Source organism: Flavobacterium flevense (genome assembly GCF_900142775.1).
GTDB lineage: Bacteria > Bacteroidota > Bacteroidia > Flavobacteriales > Flavobacteriaceae > Flavobacterium > Flavobacterium flevense.
Window position 1 is genome coordinate 91,545 of the sequence record NZ_FRCC01000010.1, and the last position, 16,616, is coordinate 108,160.

9 protein-coding genes are annotated in these 16,616 nt (G+C 36.0%); 7 read left to right on the forward strand and 2 right to left on the reverse strand.

From position 1 onward, the window contains the following. Positions 1–3: 3 nt before the first annotated feature. The 5 genes from BUB89_RS15420 (at position 4) to BUB89_RS15440 (ending at position 12,597) form a co-directional block, all read left to right on the forward strand. Positions 4–1,401 carry a sugar porter family MFS transporter gene (locus tag BUB89_RS15420; protein WP_073246624.1) on the forward strand — a complete coding sequence of 466 codons (1,398 nt, stop codon included), beginning with the start codon at positions 4–6 and terminating at the stop codon, positions 1,399–1,401. A 62-nt stretch (positions 1,402–1,463) separates the two neighbouring features. Next, positions 1,464–4,742 (forward strand): DUF5107 domain-containing protein, encoded by a 3,279-nt coding sequence (locus BUB89_RS15425; RefSeq protein WP_073246626.1) that lies wholly within the window; start codon positions 1,464–1,466, stop codon positions 4,740–4,742. A 2-nt stretch (positions 4,743–4,744) separates the two neighbouring features. Continuing rightward, positions 4,745–7,165, forward strand: a complete 2,421-nt coding sequence (locus BUB89_RS15430) for a beta-galactosidase (protein ID WP_073246628.1) — start codon at positions 4,745–4,747, stop codon at positions 7,163–7,165. A 169-nt stretch (positions 7,166–7,334) separates the two neighbouring features. Continuing rightward, complete coding sequence (locus BUB89_RS15435; protein WP_073246630.1) at positions 7,335–9,683, forward strand: beta-galactosidase; 2,349 nt, start codon at positions 7,335–7,337, stop codon at positions 9,681–9,683. Between the two features lie 10 nt (positions 9,684–9,693). Continuing rightward, on the forward strand, positions 9,694–12,597 hold the full coding sequence (locus tag BUB89_RS15440; RefSeq protein ID WP_073246632.1) for an exo-beta-1,4-galactosidase: 2,904 nt from the start codon (positions 9,694–9,696) through the stop codon (positions 12,595–12,597). 282 nt (positions 12,598–12,879) lie between these two features. On the opposite strand, the gene BUB89_RS15445 is transcribed toward BUB89_RS15440, so the two are convergent. Together BUB89_RS15445 and BUB89_RS15450 are read right to left on the reverse strand one after the other, a co-directional pair. Continuing rightward, positions 12,880–13,773: an SDR family NAD(P)-dependent oxidoreductase gene (locus BUB89_RS15445; protein ID WP_073246635.1), complete on the reverse strand. Its 894-nt coding sequence runs from the start codon at positions 13,771–13,773 to the stop codon at positions 12,880–12,882. 241 nt (positions 13,774–14,014) lie between these two features. Then, positions 14,015–14,389 carry a response regulator gene (locus tag BUB89_RS15450; protein ID WP_073246675.1) on the reverse strand — a complete coding sequence of 125 codons (375 nt, stop codon included), beginning with the start codon at positions 14,387–14,389 and terminating at the stop codon, positions 14,015–14,017. Positions 14,390–14,829: 440 nt separating this feature from the next. Between BUB89_RS15450 and BUB89_RS15455 the strand changes: the two genes are divergently transcribed. Together BUB89_RS15455 and BUB89_RS15460 are read left to right on the forward strand one after the other, a co-directional pair. Next, positions 14,830–15,969 carry a glycosyltransferase gene (locus BUB89_RS15455; RefSeq protein WP_073246677.1) on the forward strand — a complete coding sequence of 380 codons (1,140 nt, stop codon included), beginning with the start codon at positions 14,830–14,832 and terminating at the stop codon, positions 15,967–15,969. 112 nt (positions 15,970–16,081) lie between these two features. After that, positions 16,082–16,525: an adenylyltransferase/cytidyltransferase family protein gene (locus tag BUB89_RS15460; RefSeq protein ID WP_073246637.1), complete on the forward strand. Its 444-nt coding sequence runs from the start codon at positions 16,082–16,084 to the stop codon at positions 16,523–16,525. Positions 16,526–16,616 lie beyond the last annotated feature (91 nt).

The window sequence follows — 16,616 nt, forward strand, 5'->3', positions numbered from 1 at the left end:
TTTATGACAACTCAAACTAAACAATTTAACAATTTCTATTTATTTGCTATTTCGATGGTTTCAGCCATGGGAGGATTGCTTTTTGGTTACGACTGGGTGGTAATAGGAGGAGCAAAACCTTTTTATGAACGCTTTTTCGACATCACTACTTCTGCTAATTTACAAGCCTGGGCTATGAGTTCGGCTTTAATAGGTTGTATTGTTGGAGCTGTAATTTCGGGTGTTATTAGTGATAAATTTGGTCGAAAATGGCCTTTATTACTTTCGGCATTTTTGTTTACCGTTTCAGCTTTTGGTACCGGTATTGCCGATACTTATACTGTTTTTATTGTTTACAGAATTATAGGCGGATTGGGAATTGGATTAGCATCGGCACTTTCACCCATGTATATTGCTGAAATTTCTCCTTCTAAATACCGGGGACGCTTGGTTTCATTGAACCAAATGACCATTGTAATTGGAATTTTGGCTGCCCAAATTATTAATATTCTTATTGCAGAAGAGGTACCTGTTGATGCCACGGATACTTTTATTAGAAATTCCTGGAATGGAACTCTGGGATGGCGCTGGATGTTTTGGGCAGAAGTTGTTCCGGCAGTCGCTTTTTTTATTTTTATCTTTTTCGTTCCTGAAAGTCCTCGTTGGCTCATTAAAGCCGGAAAAACAGAAAAGGCATATCCTACTTTAAAGAAAATTGGAGGAGATGAATATGCTCAGATTGAAATTCAAAATATAAAAGCAACCTTAGATGATGTAGCTGAAAAAGTTGATTTTAAGGCTTTGTTTAATTTTAAGTATCGAAAAGTACTCCTTCTTGGAATTGTGCTGGCCGTTTTTCAACAATGGTGCGGGATCAATATTGTTTTTAATTATGCCGATGAGATATTTACTGCAGCAGGCTATGGTGTAAGCGATACCCTTTTTAATATTGTAATTACAGGAAGTGTGAATTTAATTTTTACCCTTGTTGCGATGTTTACAGTCGATAAATGGGGACGTAAAAAACTCATGCTTCTGGGATCGGCAGGATTAGCCCTTAGCTATATTCTTCTTGGTGGTGCCTTTTATTTTGAGTTGAAAGGAATCGCCGTATTGTCCATAGTAGTTTTAGGTATTGGAGTGTATGCGATGTCACTGGCACCTATCACCTGGGTAATTCTCTCTGAAATTTTCCCTAATCGAATTCGGGGAGCTGCAATGGCATTGGCCACTTTTACTTTATGGATTGCTTGTTTTATTCTTACTTATACTTTTCCACTTTTAAATGAAGGATTTGGTGCTGCAGGTACATTTTGGTTGTATGCCGGAATATGTGTTATCGGATTTTTATTTGTCCTGAAAAAATTACCTGAAACCAAAGGGAAATCACTAGAAGAAATTGAAAGTGAATTGGTGAATTAATTCATGAGATTTATTAAAAGAAAAATATCTGTGGCAAAAAAAATATAATTTTAAAATATAAAATGATGAGTGTTAAAGCTTGGCAAGAGGAGGTAATTATCCCTACATACGAAATTGGTAAAGCCGAAAAAAATCCTATTTTTCTTGAAAAAAGGGTTTATCAGGGAAGTAGTGGGGTAGTTTATCCGTATCCTGTGGTGGAGAAAATTGAAGATGAAAAAAAAGATAAAAGCTATCAGGCAGTTTATCTGGAAAATGAATATATCAAGGTGATGATTTTGCCTGAGTTAGGCGGTCGTGTGCAAATGGCGTATGACAAAATAAAACAGCGTCATTTTATTTATTACAATCAGGTGATTAAACCGGCTCTTGTAGGACTTACAGGACCATGGATTTCGGGCGGTATCGAATTCAACTGGCCACAACACCACCGTCCGAGTACTTTTTTACCAGTAGATTATACTATTGAAAACAATGCCGATGGCAGTATTACCGTTTGGGTAAGCGAAAACGAAAAGATGTTCCATCAAAAAGGGATGGCAGGATTTACGTTACATCCCGGAAAAGCCTATTTAGAAATCAAAGGAAAACTGTATAATCCAATGCCTGTTCCCCAAACATTCCTGTGGTGGGCAAATCCTGCTGTGGCGGTGAACGAACATTATCAATCGGTTTTTCCGCCGGATGTACATGCCGTTTTTGACCATGGAAAACGTGATGTTTCCACATTCCCAATTGCAACAGGAACGTATTATAAAATAGATTATTCGGCTGGAGTTGATATTTCGAATTATAAAAATATCCCAGTTCCTACTTCTTATATGGCTATCAATTCGGATTTTAACTTCGTAGGAGGTTATGAGAATGACACTAAAGCTGGTGTTCTTCATGTGGCCAATCATCATATTTCGCCGGGAAAAAAGCAATGGACCTGGGGAAATGGCGATTTTGGAAAAGCCTGGGACAGAAATCTTACTGATGAAGACGGTCCTTACATCGAATTGATGGCAGGAGTTTATACGGATAATCAGCCCGATTTTAGCTGGATGCAACCTTATGAGGAAAAAACATTCACCCAATATTTTCTGCCGTATCGCGAACTGGGTGTAGTGAAAAATGCTTCACAGGATTTGCTTTTAAATATGGATAAGGATGGCGATAAAGCTATTGTAAAGATTTTTGCTACTTCATTACATAAAAAAGCCAGAGTAGTGCTCGAAGGTTTTTTCGAAGAAATATTGGATTTAAGTCCGGAGCAGGTTTTCGAACACGAAATCTCAGTTGGTGACATTAGTCTGATTGATTTAAAGTTAGTCGTTTACTCTGAAAAAGGCAGAGAATTGTTAAGTATTAAAGCGGAAGAACAAGAAGCAAAGGAAACTCCTGAAGCTGCAAAACCGGCTTTTTCTCCTGAAGAAACGCCTACTTGTGAGCAATTGTATCTTACAGGATTGCATTTAGAACAATACCGTCATGCTACTTATGTTGCTACGGATTATTATCAGGAAGCCCTGAAACGAGATCCATCTGATGTGAGAAATAATAATGCAATGGGACTTTGGTTGCTGCGTCGTGGGAAATTTGCCGAATCGGAAAAGTATTTCCAAGCGGCTATTGATACCCAATTGCAACGCAACCCAAATCCGTATGACGGAGAACCACGTTACAATTTAGGATTAGCATTGCAGTATCAGGGAAAAAATAAAGAAGCCTACGCTGCATTTTATAAATCCTGTTGGAATGCTGCCATGCAGGATGCTGGCTATTTTGGTTGTGCACAAATTTCTTGTGTTCAGGATAATTTGACTGATGCGCTTTATGAAGTTGATAAATCTTTAAGCCGCAACTGGCACAATCACAAAGCACGTACGTTGAAAACGGCTATTTTAAGAAAATCAGGAAGAGAAAAAGAAGCTTTAACACTGATTGAAGATTCTTTGAAAATAGATTTGTTCAATTTTGGATGTCGTTTTGAAGAATACTTGATTTCAAATTCGGTTGCTGCTTTGGAAGAAATGAATCGATTGATGCGTGGCGAAATTCATAATTATGAAGTGGTAGCACTGGATTATATCGCAGCAGGAATGTACGATGAAGCTGTTTTGTTGTTGGAAGAAGGAATCAAAGTTTGTCCAACAACACCCATGACGTATTACTACATGGGGTGGGCATTGCATTTAGCCAACAAAGATGCTAAAGCAGCATTTGAAGCAGCGGCAAGTCATGCACCGGAATATTGTTTCCCTAATCGTTTGGAAGCTATTTCAGCATTAGAAACAGCACAGAAAATCAATCCAAGCGATTCCAAAGCACCTTATTATTTAGGGAATTTATGGTATGACAAACGCCAATATCCGGAAGCGATTGCGTGTTGGGAAAAGTCGGTTACAATTGACGGCACATTCCCTACGGTGGTGAGAAATCTTTCGTTAGCGTATTTTAATAAATTGCAACAGGAAGAAAAAGCCGTTGAATATCTGGAAAAAGCCTTTTCATTGGATACTACTGATTCCCGCATCTTGATGGAACTGGATCAATTGTACAAGCGTCTTTGCAAACCACACGCAGAGCGATTAGCATTTTTAGATAAACATTTTAATCTGGTACAACAGCGTGATGATGTTTATCTTGAATACGTTACATTGTGTAACCAGTTAGGGGATTATGCCAAAGCAATTACTCTAATTGATAATCGTATTTTTCATCCATGGGAAGGTGGCGAAGGAAAAGTTCCGGCACAATATCAATTAGCAAGAGTCGAATTGGCGAAACAACATTTGGATAAAAAAGAATACAAAGAAGCTATTCAGTTATTGAACGAATGCCTGGAATATCCGCATAATTTGGGTGAAGGAAAATTATATGGCGCACAGGAAAATGACTTCCATTATTGGTTGGGTTGTGCTTATGAAGGTTTGGAACAATTGGATGAAGCTCGAAAGTATTGGGAATTAGCCAAAGACGGAAATACAGAACCTGCGGCAGCCATTTTCTATAATGATCAAAAACCGGACAAAATATTTTATCAGGGATTAGCATTATTGAAATTAAACCGGGGAACCGAAGCCCAACAACGTTTTGATTCTTTGATTGCTTTTGGAGAAAAACATTTAAACGAAACCATAAAATTGGATTATTTTGCTGTTTCTTTACCAGACTTATTAATTTGGGAAGATGATTTGACTTTCCGAAATAAAATCCATTGTCATTACATGCTTGGATTGGGAAATTATGGATTAGATAATTTGGCTACAGCCAAAACACATTTAGCGGAAGCTGCAAAAATGGATGTAAACCATCAGGGAGTTCAGGTACATTCGGCAAAATTTCAAAATTTATAAAAATGAAAATCACAAAATTTAATGCAATAATTGGAGTTTTTCTATTTGTTTCGGTTTCATTATCAGCTCAAAATAATTATTCGATTGATATAACCAAAGTCAAAACCGATGTAAAACGAGGTCATCTTGATCTAGGTGGAAGCAATGCTAAAGGTGACAAAATTGAAGTAAATAGTTTTTATCTGGAGCGAAATGGCAAACCTTTTATTCCGGTTATTGGGGAGTTTCATTTCAGTCGTTATCCGCATCAATATTGGGATGAGCAGCTGAAAAAGATGAAAGCTGGTGGAATTACCGTTGTAGCAACGTATGTTTTTTGGAACATGCACGAATTCAAAGAAGGTAAATTTGATTGGACAGCCGATTTGAATGTTCGAAAATTCACAGAACTATGTGCTAAAAATGGTTTAGAAGTTATCATGCGTATTGGACCTTTTGCTCATGGCGAAATCCGTAACGGTGGTTTACCGGATTGGTTGTATGGTCGTCCTATTGATGTAAGAAGCAACGATCAGGTGTATTTGTATTATGTAAACCGATTGTATCAGGAAATTGGCAAACAACTGAAAGGATTGCTGTTTAAAGATAACGGTCCTATTATTGGGGTACAATTAGAAAATGAATACCAGCATTCAACAGCGCCTTGGGGATTTACGTATCAGGATGCTCCTAAAGAACGCACTGTCGCAGGACGCGATAAAAAGATTATTCAGGATGGTGTGGGTGTCAATACTATGGGGAATGAGTTTGCCGATGTAGGGAAAGACCACATGAAAACGCTTAAGAAACTGGCTATTGATGCGGGCTTAGTAGCACCTATTTATACTGCGACAGGTTGGGGTTATGCCACGATTGTCGAAAAAGGTTCAATTCCAGTTATGGCGGGTTATGCCTATCCGTTCTGGACCGCTGGAAACAGTCCGTCACCATTTTACTTGTTTAAAAATATCCATCAGCAACCGGATTATGCTCCTGTAAGTTATGATGTCAATTTATACCCATCATTGGCGGCAGAATTAGGAACCGGAATGGCAGTCACTTACTCCAGACGTCCACGTGTTTTGGGAGAAAGTTTCCTGCCTATGATGGTTCGTACGGTGGGAAGTGGAACTAACGGACTTGGGTTTTACATGTATCATGGGGGAACTACACCTTCTATTGGGAATTATTTTTTTACCGAAGGAGCGGGACTTCATAATAAATCGTATGATTATCAGGCTCCAATTGGCGAATTTGGAAATGTAAGCAGCGGCTATTATCCTTTAAAATTGATGAATTACTTTTTGAAAAGCTATGGTAACGATTTAGCACCTTTATACCCAATATTGCCTTCGACTAATGACAGTATCAAAGCTACTGATACTAGTACTTTGCGTTATGCTGTAAGAGGAGATGGCGACAAAGGTTATTTGTTCATGCACAATTTTCAGGATCATTTAGAAACGAAAGATTTAAAAGATTTAAAAATTGATATTGCTACCCAATCAGGTGCAATAACTTTTCCTCAGACAGGAACTTTTACATTAAAATCGGGCAGTTCGGCGATTTTTCCTTTTAATGTTAATTATGACGGGATTGCGATTCGTATGGCAACGGTACAGCCGTTTTGCCGTTTTACAAATACGAATAAAAAGTACAATGTGATGGTTTCTATTGATGGTATTGCTCCTGAAATTGTTCTTAAAGGAATAGTAAAGGTAAATGGGATTAAAACATTAATTAGAAATGGAAACACTGTTGTAGTTTGTGCAGCAGGAAAAACAAATACTTTCGAAATAAACGACGTTTCATTTTTAGTTTTACCCAAAAGTGAAGCAGAAAAAGCATATTTGATAGGTGAAAATAATAATCAAAAATTAGTGGTAAGTGAGGCAGTAGTATTAGATGATACCGGAAAAATAACGTTGGTTAGTAATAATCAGGAACAAATTGATTTTTATACTTTTCCGGCTTCCGCCAATGTCACTTCTGTGGATGGAAAAGTGACGAAAGGTAAATCAGCAATTAAAAATATCAGCACTTGGAAAGTGAGTGTACCTAAAGCAGCTGCCGGTATTCAATTGATTCAGGCTGATAACAGTCATTTTGTGCTAAAAGCGGGCAGTCTTGATTTATCGAAAGTAAATGATGTTTTCATCACTTTTGATTACCGTGGCGATCGTGGAATTTGTATGATGAATGGTGAGCTGCAAACAGACGATCTTTATACCAGCAAGCCCTGGACAATAGGTTTAAAAAGATATCAGGAAGCTTTAAAAACAACAGATATGTATTTTTATTTTATGCCAATGCAAAAAGACGCTCCCTATTTGAGTTATCTGGACAAAAAAGTAGTACCTGATTTTAGTGATAAAAAAAGCTTTCTGGAAGTAAAACAGCCTCAAATTTCAGTTGAATATAAGGTGGATGTTGAGTTTAAGTAAATATATATTTTCATCAAACATCAAATTTGGCTGATTCAAAATAGCCGCCATTGGATAATGAATTAATATCTAATCTAAGAAACTGAAAGTAATCTGAAAATAAGGATATTTAATTTGGGTTTACTACAAGGTAAATGTATTTTTGAAAAAAAAAGATTACTATTAATATATGAAAATATCAAAAATAATTCTCGCTATTGCTTTTTTAATGACCTTGGCAACTCAAGCGCAAATTGCTGGAAAAGCCGGAACTTTTGAGGCTGGAGAAAAAACATTTCTATTGAACGGAAAACCATTTCTAGTGCGTGCTGGTGAAATCCATTTTCCCCGAATTCCGCGTGAATATTGGGAACAACGCATTCAAATGTGTAAAGCCATGGGGATGAATACCATTTGTATTTATCTTTTTTGGAATTTTCACGAGCAACAACCGGATCAATTTGATTTTACAGGTCAAAAAGACGTAGCCGAATTTGTGAGACTCGTTCAAAAAAACGGAATGTATTGTGTGGTTCGTCCCGGACCTTATGTTTGTGCAGAATGGGATATGGGCGGTTTGCCTTGGTGGTTATTGAAAAAGAAAGATCTTCAGGTGCGAACGTCTAATGATTCCTATTTTATGGAACGTTCTTTAAAATATTTGAAAGAAGTAGGGAAACAATTGGCTCCGTACCAAATTCAAAATGGCGGAAATATCATCATGGTTCAGGTCGAAAATGAATATGGTGTTTTTGGGAATGATGTGGGTTATATGAACCAAATTAAAGATGCTGTTCGTGCTTCAGGATTTGACAAGGTTCAATTGTTCCGTTGCGACTGGAGTTCTAATTTCTTCAAATACGATGTCGAGGGAGTTTACACTGCATTAAATTTTGGTGCTGGTTCGAATATTGACAAACAGTTTGAAAAGTATAAAGAAATTTATCCGAAAGCGCCGCTTATGTGCAGCGAATATTGGACGGGTTGGTTTGATTATTGGGGTAGAGCGCATGAAACCCGATCCATCAGCAGTTTTATAGGCAGTTTAAAAGACATGCTGGATCGCAATATATCTTTTAGTTTGTATATGGCGCATGGTGGAACTTCTTTTGGACAATGGGGCGGAGCAAATTCACCTCCTTTTGGTGCGATGGTTTCTTCTTATGATTACAATGCTCCCATTAATGAAGCGGGACAACCTACAGACAAGTTTTATGCGGTGCGTGATTTAATGAAAAATTATCTGAATCCGGGTGAAACCATTCCGGAACCGCCAGCCAATTATCTGGTGATTTCGATTCCTAAGATTACATTTAATGAATCGGCATCGCTTTTTGAAAATCTTCCAAAAGCCAATAAATCGGAATTAATCCAACCGATGGAAAATTTTGACCAGGGTTGGGGACGCATTTTGTATCGTACTAAATTACCGGAAAGTGCCACTTCATTTGATATAAAAATTACAGATTTGCATGATTGGGCAGCTATTTATGTCAATGGAAAACTGATAGGAAATTTAGATCGTCGTAAAGATCAGAACACCCTAAAAATACCTGCAGCAAAAAAAGGCGATGTTCTGGATATTTTAGTAGATGCTTTGGGGCGGGTTAATTATGGAAAAACGATTATTGACCGCAAAGGAATTACTGAAAAAGTAGAAATGTTGGTGGGTTCCACCGCTACTAATCTGACTAATTGGGAAGTTTTTAATTTTCCGGTTGATTATGATTTTCAGAAGAAAATGAAATTCAAAAAAACCAAAGCCAATGGTCCAGCCTGGTACAGAGCTACTTTCGAATTGAATGCTGTAGGCGATACTTATATCGATATGAGTTCATGGGGTAAAGGAATGGTTTGGGTAAATGGCTATAATTTGGGTCGTTATTGGAAAATTGGACCACAACAAACCTTGTTTATGCCTGGATGTTGGTTGAAAAAAGGAAAAAATGAGATTATCATTCTTGATTTAGAAGCTCCAAAACAAGCTCAGGTTGCAGGAGTAACGGTTCCAGTTTTAGACAAAATTGTAGTAGACGAATCGCTTTTGCACCGTAAAAAAGGTGAAACTTTGGATTTATCTGCTGAAACTCCGGCTTATGAAGGAGAGTTAAGCAGTGGTCAGGGTTGGAAAGAAGTCATTTTCGAAAAAGAATTCGAAGGGCAGTATTTTTGTTTTGAAGCCTTAAATTCTCACAATCCTAAAGATACCAGCAGCAGTATTGCTGAAATGGAATTAATTGGCGCCGATGGTTTGCCAGTCAATCGTTCTAAATGGAAAATTGCGTATGCAGATAGCGAAGAAGTCTCGGTAGGAAATTATTCGGCTGAAAAAATATTCGACCAACAGGAGTCTACTTTTTGGTCGACTGCTTGGACCGTTTCAAAAACGCCACATCCGCATCAGCTTGTTGTAAACATGGAAGAGACCGTTAAAATTAAAGGATTTAAATACCTGCCCCGTACAGATAAAAGTACCAATGGAAATGTAAAAACTTATCGTTTTTATATTAAACCAAGCTCATTTACAATTAAAAAATAAATATAATCTAATGAAAAAATTAAATTACGTCTGTTTCTTTTTGGCAATTCTATTTTCTTTAAGCAGTTTTAAAGGAAAAGACGAAGTAATCAATTTGGATGGCAATTGGCATTTTGAAATTGATCGAAATGACGAAGGAATTACCGGAAAATGGTATAACAGAAATCTTTCGGATAATATCAAGTTACCGGGTTCGATGGCTGAATTTTTGAAGGGAGATGAAATTACACTGAAAACCAAATGGACAGGATCTATTTATGACAGTTCCTTTTATTTCAGACCCAGTTTAAAAAAATACCGTCAACCGGGAAATATTCACATTCCTTTTTGGCTGACACCGGCAAAACATTATGTTGGAGCTGCGTGGTACCAAAAAGAAGTGAATATTCCTGCCAAATGGAAAGGCAAACGCATTATTCTTCATTTAGAAAGAACACATATCGAAACCAGAGTTTGGGTAAATGATAAAGAAGTAGGATTGCAAAACTCTTTAGTAGCACCGCATGTGTATGATTTAACGTCTTATTTGACGGAAGGCAAACAGCGTATTTCTATTCGAATAGACAACAGTATCAAAGAACTAAATGTAGGGCCTGATTCGCACAGTATTACTGATCATACACAGGGAAACTGGAACGGGATTATTGGTAAAATAGCTTTGGAAGCAATTGCTCCCGTTTATATAGATGATGTACAAATTTATCCGGATGTAAAAAACAGAAAAGCGCGAGTAAAAATTACAATCAATAATAGTACTCCAACTATTTTTAGCGGAAAAATAGCGATTTCAGCAAAGAGTTTCAACAGTTCTAAATCGGATAAAACGAAGGAAATAGAGAGTAAAATAGTCGTAGCTCAATCAGATTCTAAAACTATTGAACTGGATTTGCCATTTGGAAAAGGAATGCTGAGCTGGGACGAATTTGATCCTGCTTTGTATCATTTGGATGTAAGTTTGGTTGGGAAAGGAATAGAAAACAATAAAGAAGTTCAGTTTGGAATGCGTGAATTCAAAATTGAAGGAAACCGATTTTTAATCAATGGAAATCCTGTTTTTTTGAGAGGAACTTTGCATAACTGTGAATTTCCTTTGACGGGTTATCCCGCAACTACAGTAGATGCCTGGGAGAAAATTTTTCGAAAAATCAAATCCTATGGATTAAATCACGTTCGTTTTCATTCGTGGTGTCCACCGGAAGCTGCTTTTATTGCAGCTGATATTGTTGGATTTTATTTACAGCCGGAAGGACCAAGTTGGCCTAATCATGGTCCTAAAATAGGATTGGGTCAGCCAATTGATCAGTTTTTGTATGATGAAACAACCAGAATGGCTAAAGAATATGGCAATTATGCTTCTTTTACTATGTTATCAGCTGGAAATGAGCCAGCAGGAAATCAGGTGAAATATTTGAATGCTTTTGTTGATTTTTGGAAAGCAAAAGATAGCAGAAGAGTCTATACAGGAATGTCAGTAGGAGGAAGCTGGCCTGTAGTTCCTAATGCAGAATATCAGTCACGTGGTGGTGTAAGAGGTTTAGAATGGAAAAAAATGCCTGAAACCGAATCGGATTTTAGTGCCGGAATTGCACCGTTTAAAGTTCCCTTTGTGGCTCACGAAATTGGTCAGTATTGTGTTTTTCCAAATTTCGAAGAAATTCAAAAATACACAGGAGTTTACAGAGCTAAAAACTTTGAGATGTTCCGTCAGGATTTAGCTGATCATAATATGGCCGATCAGTCTCAAGACTTCCTGAATGCTTCCGGAAAATTACAGGTTTTATGTTATAAAGGCGAAATTGAAAAAATGTTAAGAACGCCAGGTTATGCTGGTTTTCAAGCACTAGGCTTACAAGATTTTCCAGGTCAGGGAACAGCTCTTGTAGGAGTGCTGGATGCTTTTTTTCAGGAAAAAGGATATGTTACAGCTAAAGAATATTCGAGATTTACTAATTCAACAGTTCCTTTGGCTAAGATTCCAAAATTTGTTTATACTAATGACGAAACTTTTAAGGCTGAAATCGTTCTTTTTCACTCGGGTAAAACGCCATTGCAAAATGCAGTCATGAGTTGGACCATTAAAAACGAAAAAGGAGCAACTGTTTCTTCCGGAAAATTCGATCCTAAAACATTCGAAAATGAAAATGGAATTTTTGCAGGCAATATTGATTTTGCTTTGAGCGAAATAACAGCAGCTTCACAACTAAAATTAGAAGTAAAAGTGGATGGTACTGATTTTGCTAACGATTGGGATTTTTGGGTGTATCCAAATAGAAAACCTGAAATTTCTTCTTCTGTTTATTATACAAATGTGTTAGATGCAAAAGCAAAAGAAGTACTGAATAATGGTGGAAAGGTGTTTTTGAATGCATCAGGAAAAGTGGTGAAAGGGAAAGAAGTAGAAATGCATTTTCTACCCGTTTTCTGGAATACCTCTTGGTTTAAAATGCGTCCGCCGCATGTTACAGGAATGTTGATTCAGGATAAAAGTCCCGCTTTTGCTGATTTTCCAACTAGCTTCCATAGTGATTTACAGTGGTGGGATATTCAAAACCGTGCTCAGGTGATGAATTTAGAAGATTTTCCGGCTGATTTTCGTCCGTTGATTCAACCTATTGATACCTGGTTTATGAATCGCCGATTGGCTTTGGTTTTTGAAGCACAGGTTGGAAAAGGAAAAATTATAGTTAGTAGTGCTGATTTAGGACCAGAAGTTCAGGATAAACCAGCTTCAAGAGAATTGTTTTTCTCGCTGCAAAATTATATGAATTCAGATCAGTTCAATCCTAAAAATCAACTGACTCTTGATTTGATCCAGGATATTTTTGTAAGTTCTTCAAAAGAGCAATTTCAAAACTATACTAAAGACAGTCCTGACGAATTGAAACCCAATTCGAATCAGAATAAAGTGAAATAAACCTAAATAAAATAGAATAAATCCCAGAGCCACAACAGTTAATAAAAAATTTTCTGTTGTAGCTCTTCCATTATATTTATGTAAGTATTTTTTCCGTTAGGTGTAATTATCAAAAACTAATTACACCTAACGGGCGATGTCATTAAGTTAAGGGTAGATACACCTTGTTTTGTCATTCCGAAGAATGAGGAATCTCACTAGCTGCTCACGTTATGTGATTTCTCCTTTGTCGAAATGACACAGAATTCGCTTAACTTAATGACATTGCCCAACGGGTTAAGATTATTGTTCGAATAGTATATTCCTTTTTTCTCTTACAGCATTAATATATTCCCATTCTCTTAATGATGCTAGGTGGTTCGGTTTAACACGTCCTTCTTTTTTAGTGCTTTTTTTCAATTGTTTTTCCATATTAGCGGCAATCTTATCATCCGTCATAATATTGTTCAGCATACTTTGAAATTTGTTCTGAAAGCCCGGCATTGCTATATGCTTCTTTTTTTTCAAAGCTTCCAGACCGGCTTTGGCAACTTCTTCAGGATTGGCCAGTTCTTTTTCTCTATAGGTTACACTATTTTCGGCTTTTGCTTTATGAAAGAAATCGGTATCTGTAGGACCCGGTCTAAGAGCGGTAATGGTTATATTCGTATCTTTTACTTCATAAGCAATTGCTTCTGCAAATGAAAGGATGAATGCTTTTGTTGCTGCATACACTGAGAAATAAGGCGATGGTGCATTGGATACTGAAGAAGCAAGAAACAGGATTTTTCCTTTATTATGCAATACCATATCCCTGAGGTATAATTTAGTAAGACTTAATACGGTATTGATATTAAGTTCAATCAGATCTATTTCCCGGTCAATATCTGTTTTATGGAATTTTCCCCATTCTCCCTGACCCGCATTATTGATTAAGATGTCAACAAAAATATCCAATTTTTTAGTGGTTTGATAAATTTTGTGAGCCGATTCCCTGTCAAATAAGTCAATAGGGATTTCTATAATCTGAATGGTTTTGTCTTTTGAAATTTCTTTCATTTCAGTTGCAGTCTTTTGTAGATTTTCATCATTGCGTGCCACTAAAATGAGATTGTAGTTTTTCTCAGCATACAGTTTGGCAAATTCATAACCTATTCCACTGGTGGCTCCTGTAATTAATACGTTTTTCTTTTTCATAATAGACTATTTTAGTATAAATGGTTGAATAATATAGGTTTAACTAAAATTAAATCTATAGGAAGAAGAAAAAACTAATTTATAAAATTCGAGGTTTAAATTATATAATTAGCAATCGTTTTAGAATATGGAGGAATTTTTTCCGTTGATTGTAACTGTTAGCAGAGGAGTAATCATAGAAAATTTCAGGTATCTGATAATAAGATACCCAAGTTTGCTAGAGTAAAATGAGCGTTTCATATTACATTAAAAGAATTTTGCTTAAAAGATTTTTCAGTTCACACAAAGAATTAGGCTTTACCAGATAATCTTTGGCACCGGCATCTTTTGCCTCTTGTACATGTAGTGGTGATGTAGATAACAAGATTACAGGAATGTTTTTTGTGCTTTCTGTTTTTTTTATTTCAATTAATACTTCTTTTCCTGACATACAAGGCATATTGACATCCAGAAAAATAAGATCGGGGTTTATTTCTCCTTTTATTAATTTATGTAGCGCTTCTATGGGATTTTGAATCGAAGTGTAAGCAGCATTAGTTACCGTTTTTACAGCCTGTTCAAAAAAATCGCAATCATCAAAATCATCATCAATTTGTAAAATGTTTTTATACTTCATTTTAGTAGGTTTTTGTCTCTCCAACATTTTTGGGAAATGTTCGAAAGTAATTGTTAATAAATTCTAATGTATGTGATCAGCGGTACAAACAAGATTTGTTTTTAAAGCCATTAAAATAATTATTTGAAATTATTCCAATGAAAAATAGATTAGAACGCAAGTACAAATTTATATAATTTTTCTTAAGTATTATATAATTACTATCTATGTGTTTGAATCCATCTTTCGCTAGCCCGCAGCATTTAATTTACACCCAATAAAAGGTGAAAATAAAGTTATAGTAGAAAAGCATAACTGTAAATTATATAAATCTATCGTTTTAATATGTAAGAATTTATCAAAGCTTACCAATACTTTTGTAGTCAATGGTATTGAAGAACAAGCCCTCTTTTTCAATATGTTTTCCCAAATCAAATTTTTATAACCTAAAAATGGCACGTATGATAAACAATGTAAAAAATGCTCAAAAAAATAAGTTAAATAGAAAAAAACGCTCTTATGGAAATGCTCCGCAGCATTATGATATGATTGTGTTTAGTCATTTAAGATGGCAATATGTTTATCATCGGCCTCAGCATATCATTAGCCGAATGGCAAAAAAACTGAAAGTACTTTTTATCGAAGAGCCTGTGCCATACGATGAAAATAAAAAGTCGGGAAATCTTATCATTGTAGATGAAATATTGCATGTATTACAGCCCAATGTGCGCGATATTCAATCCATAGCTACTATTATTCCTAATTATGTAAACAACAATACGGTTTCTTTTGGCTGGTTTTATTCAGCTGCTTTTTGTCCTTTGCTGGAACACATCAATTTTGAAAATATTATTTATGATTGTATCGATGAACTTTCTTTATTAAAAGATGCTTCGGCTCAATTAGTTCATCAGGAAAAATATTTGATGGCTCAGGCCAATATTGTTTTTACCGGAGGAAAATCATTGTATGAATCAAAAAAGCAACTTCATAAAAATGTACATTGTTTTCCTAATTCGGTAGATGAATTTCATTTTTCGAAAGCATTAAACGGTATTGCCATTCCGGATGATATTGCTGCTGTAAAATCACCCATTGTAGGTTATTACGGAGTGATTGACGAACGAATTGATTTGCCATTGCTTCACGAAGTGGCTAAAAGAATGCCTGATGTTTCATTTGTTATGATTGGCCCTTTGGCAAAAATTGAAGAAGCCGATTTACCTAAGGAGTCCAATATTCATTATTTGGGAATGAAATTTTACAATGAGCTACCCAATTACTTAAAGGCTTTTGATATTGCTATGATGCCTTTTGCATTAAAAGATGCCACTAAATATAGCAGCCCGACTAAAACATTAGAGTATATGGCGGCGGCAAAACCTATCATTTCGACTAAAATTAAAGATGTAGTACGTGATTACAGCATTTGTGTAAGCTTAATTGATACCGCAGATGATTTTTGTGAGGCCATTAGCTTTTTGTTAGAAAAAAGAGATCGCTTGTCTATGGAAATGGAATACTATAAAATTTTGCAGGAGACCTCCTGGGACGCTACTGCTTATAAAATGGAGTTAGTAATTAAAGCATATGCAAAATAGCTTTTGGTTTTCGAAATTTTGATAAAAAACACCAATCACTTTAGATAAAAATAATACTAAGACATTCAATGAATTGTCTTTTTTAAATAATGTTTAATTAAAAATACAGAATATGGAACTTAAAAAAACAATAACCGGTATCACTTTTAGCGCTTTTGATTTATTACATGCAGGTCATGTTAAAATGCTTGAAGAAGCAAAGCTATACTGCGATTATCTGATTGTGGGATTACAAACAGATCCTACATTAGACAGACCGGAGAAAAATAAACCTACACAATCTGTAGTGGAGCGTTATATCCAGCTTAAAGCATGTAAATTTGTCGATGAGATTGTTCCTTATGCGACTGAGCAGGATCTTCAGGATATTTTGCAGGCATTTCCAATAGATGTTAGAATTATAGGAGAAGAATACAAAGATAAAAATTTCACCGGGCGTGACTATTGTGAAAGTACGGGTATTAAACTTGTATTTAATAAACGCGATCACCGTTTTTCAAGTAGCGGATTAAGAAAAGAAGTATACGAATGTGAATCTTCAAAATTAATTGAATAGTATACTGATAACACAGCTTATCCTTATAGAAAACGGGCTATCTGAATAGTAAATCTCAGATAGCCCGTTTTTTAAATACCGGATTGTTTAT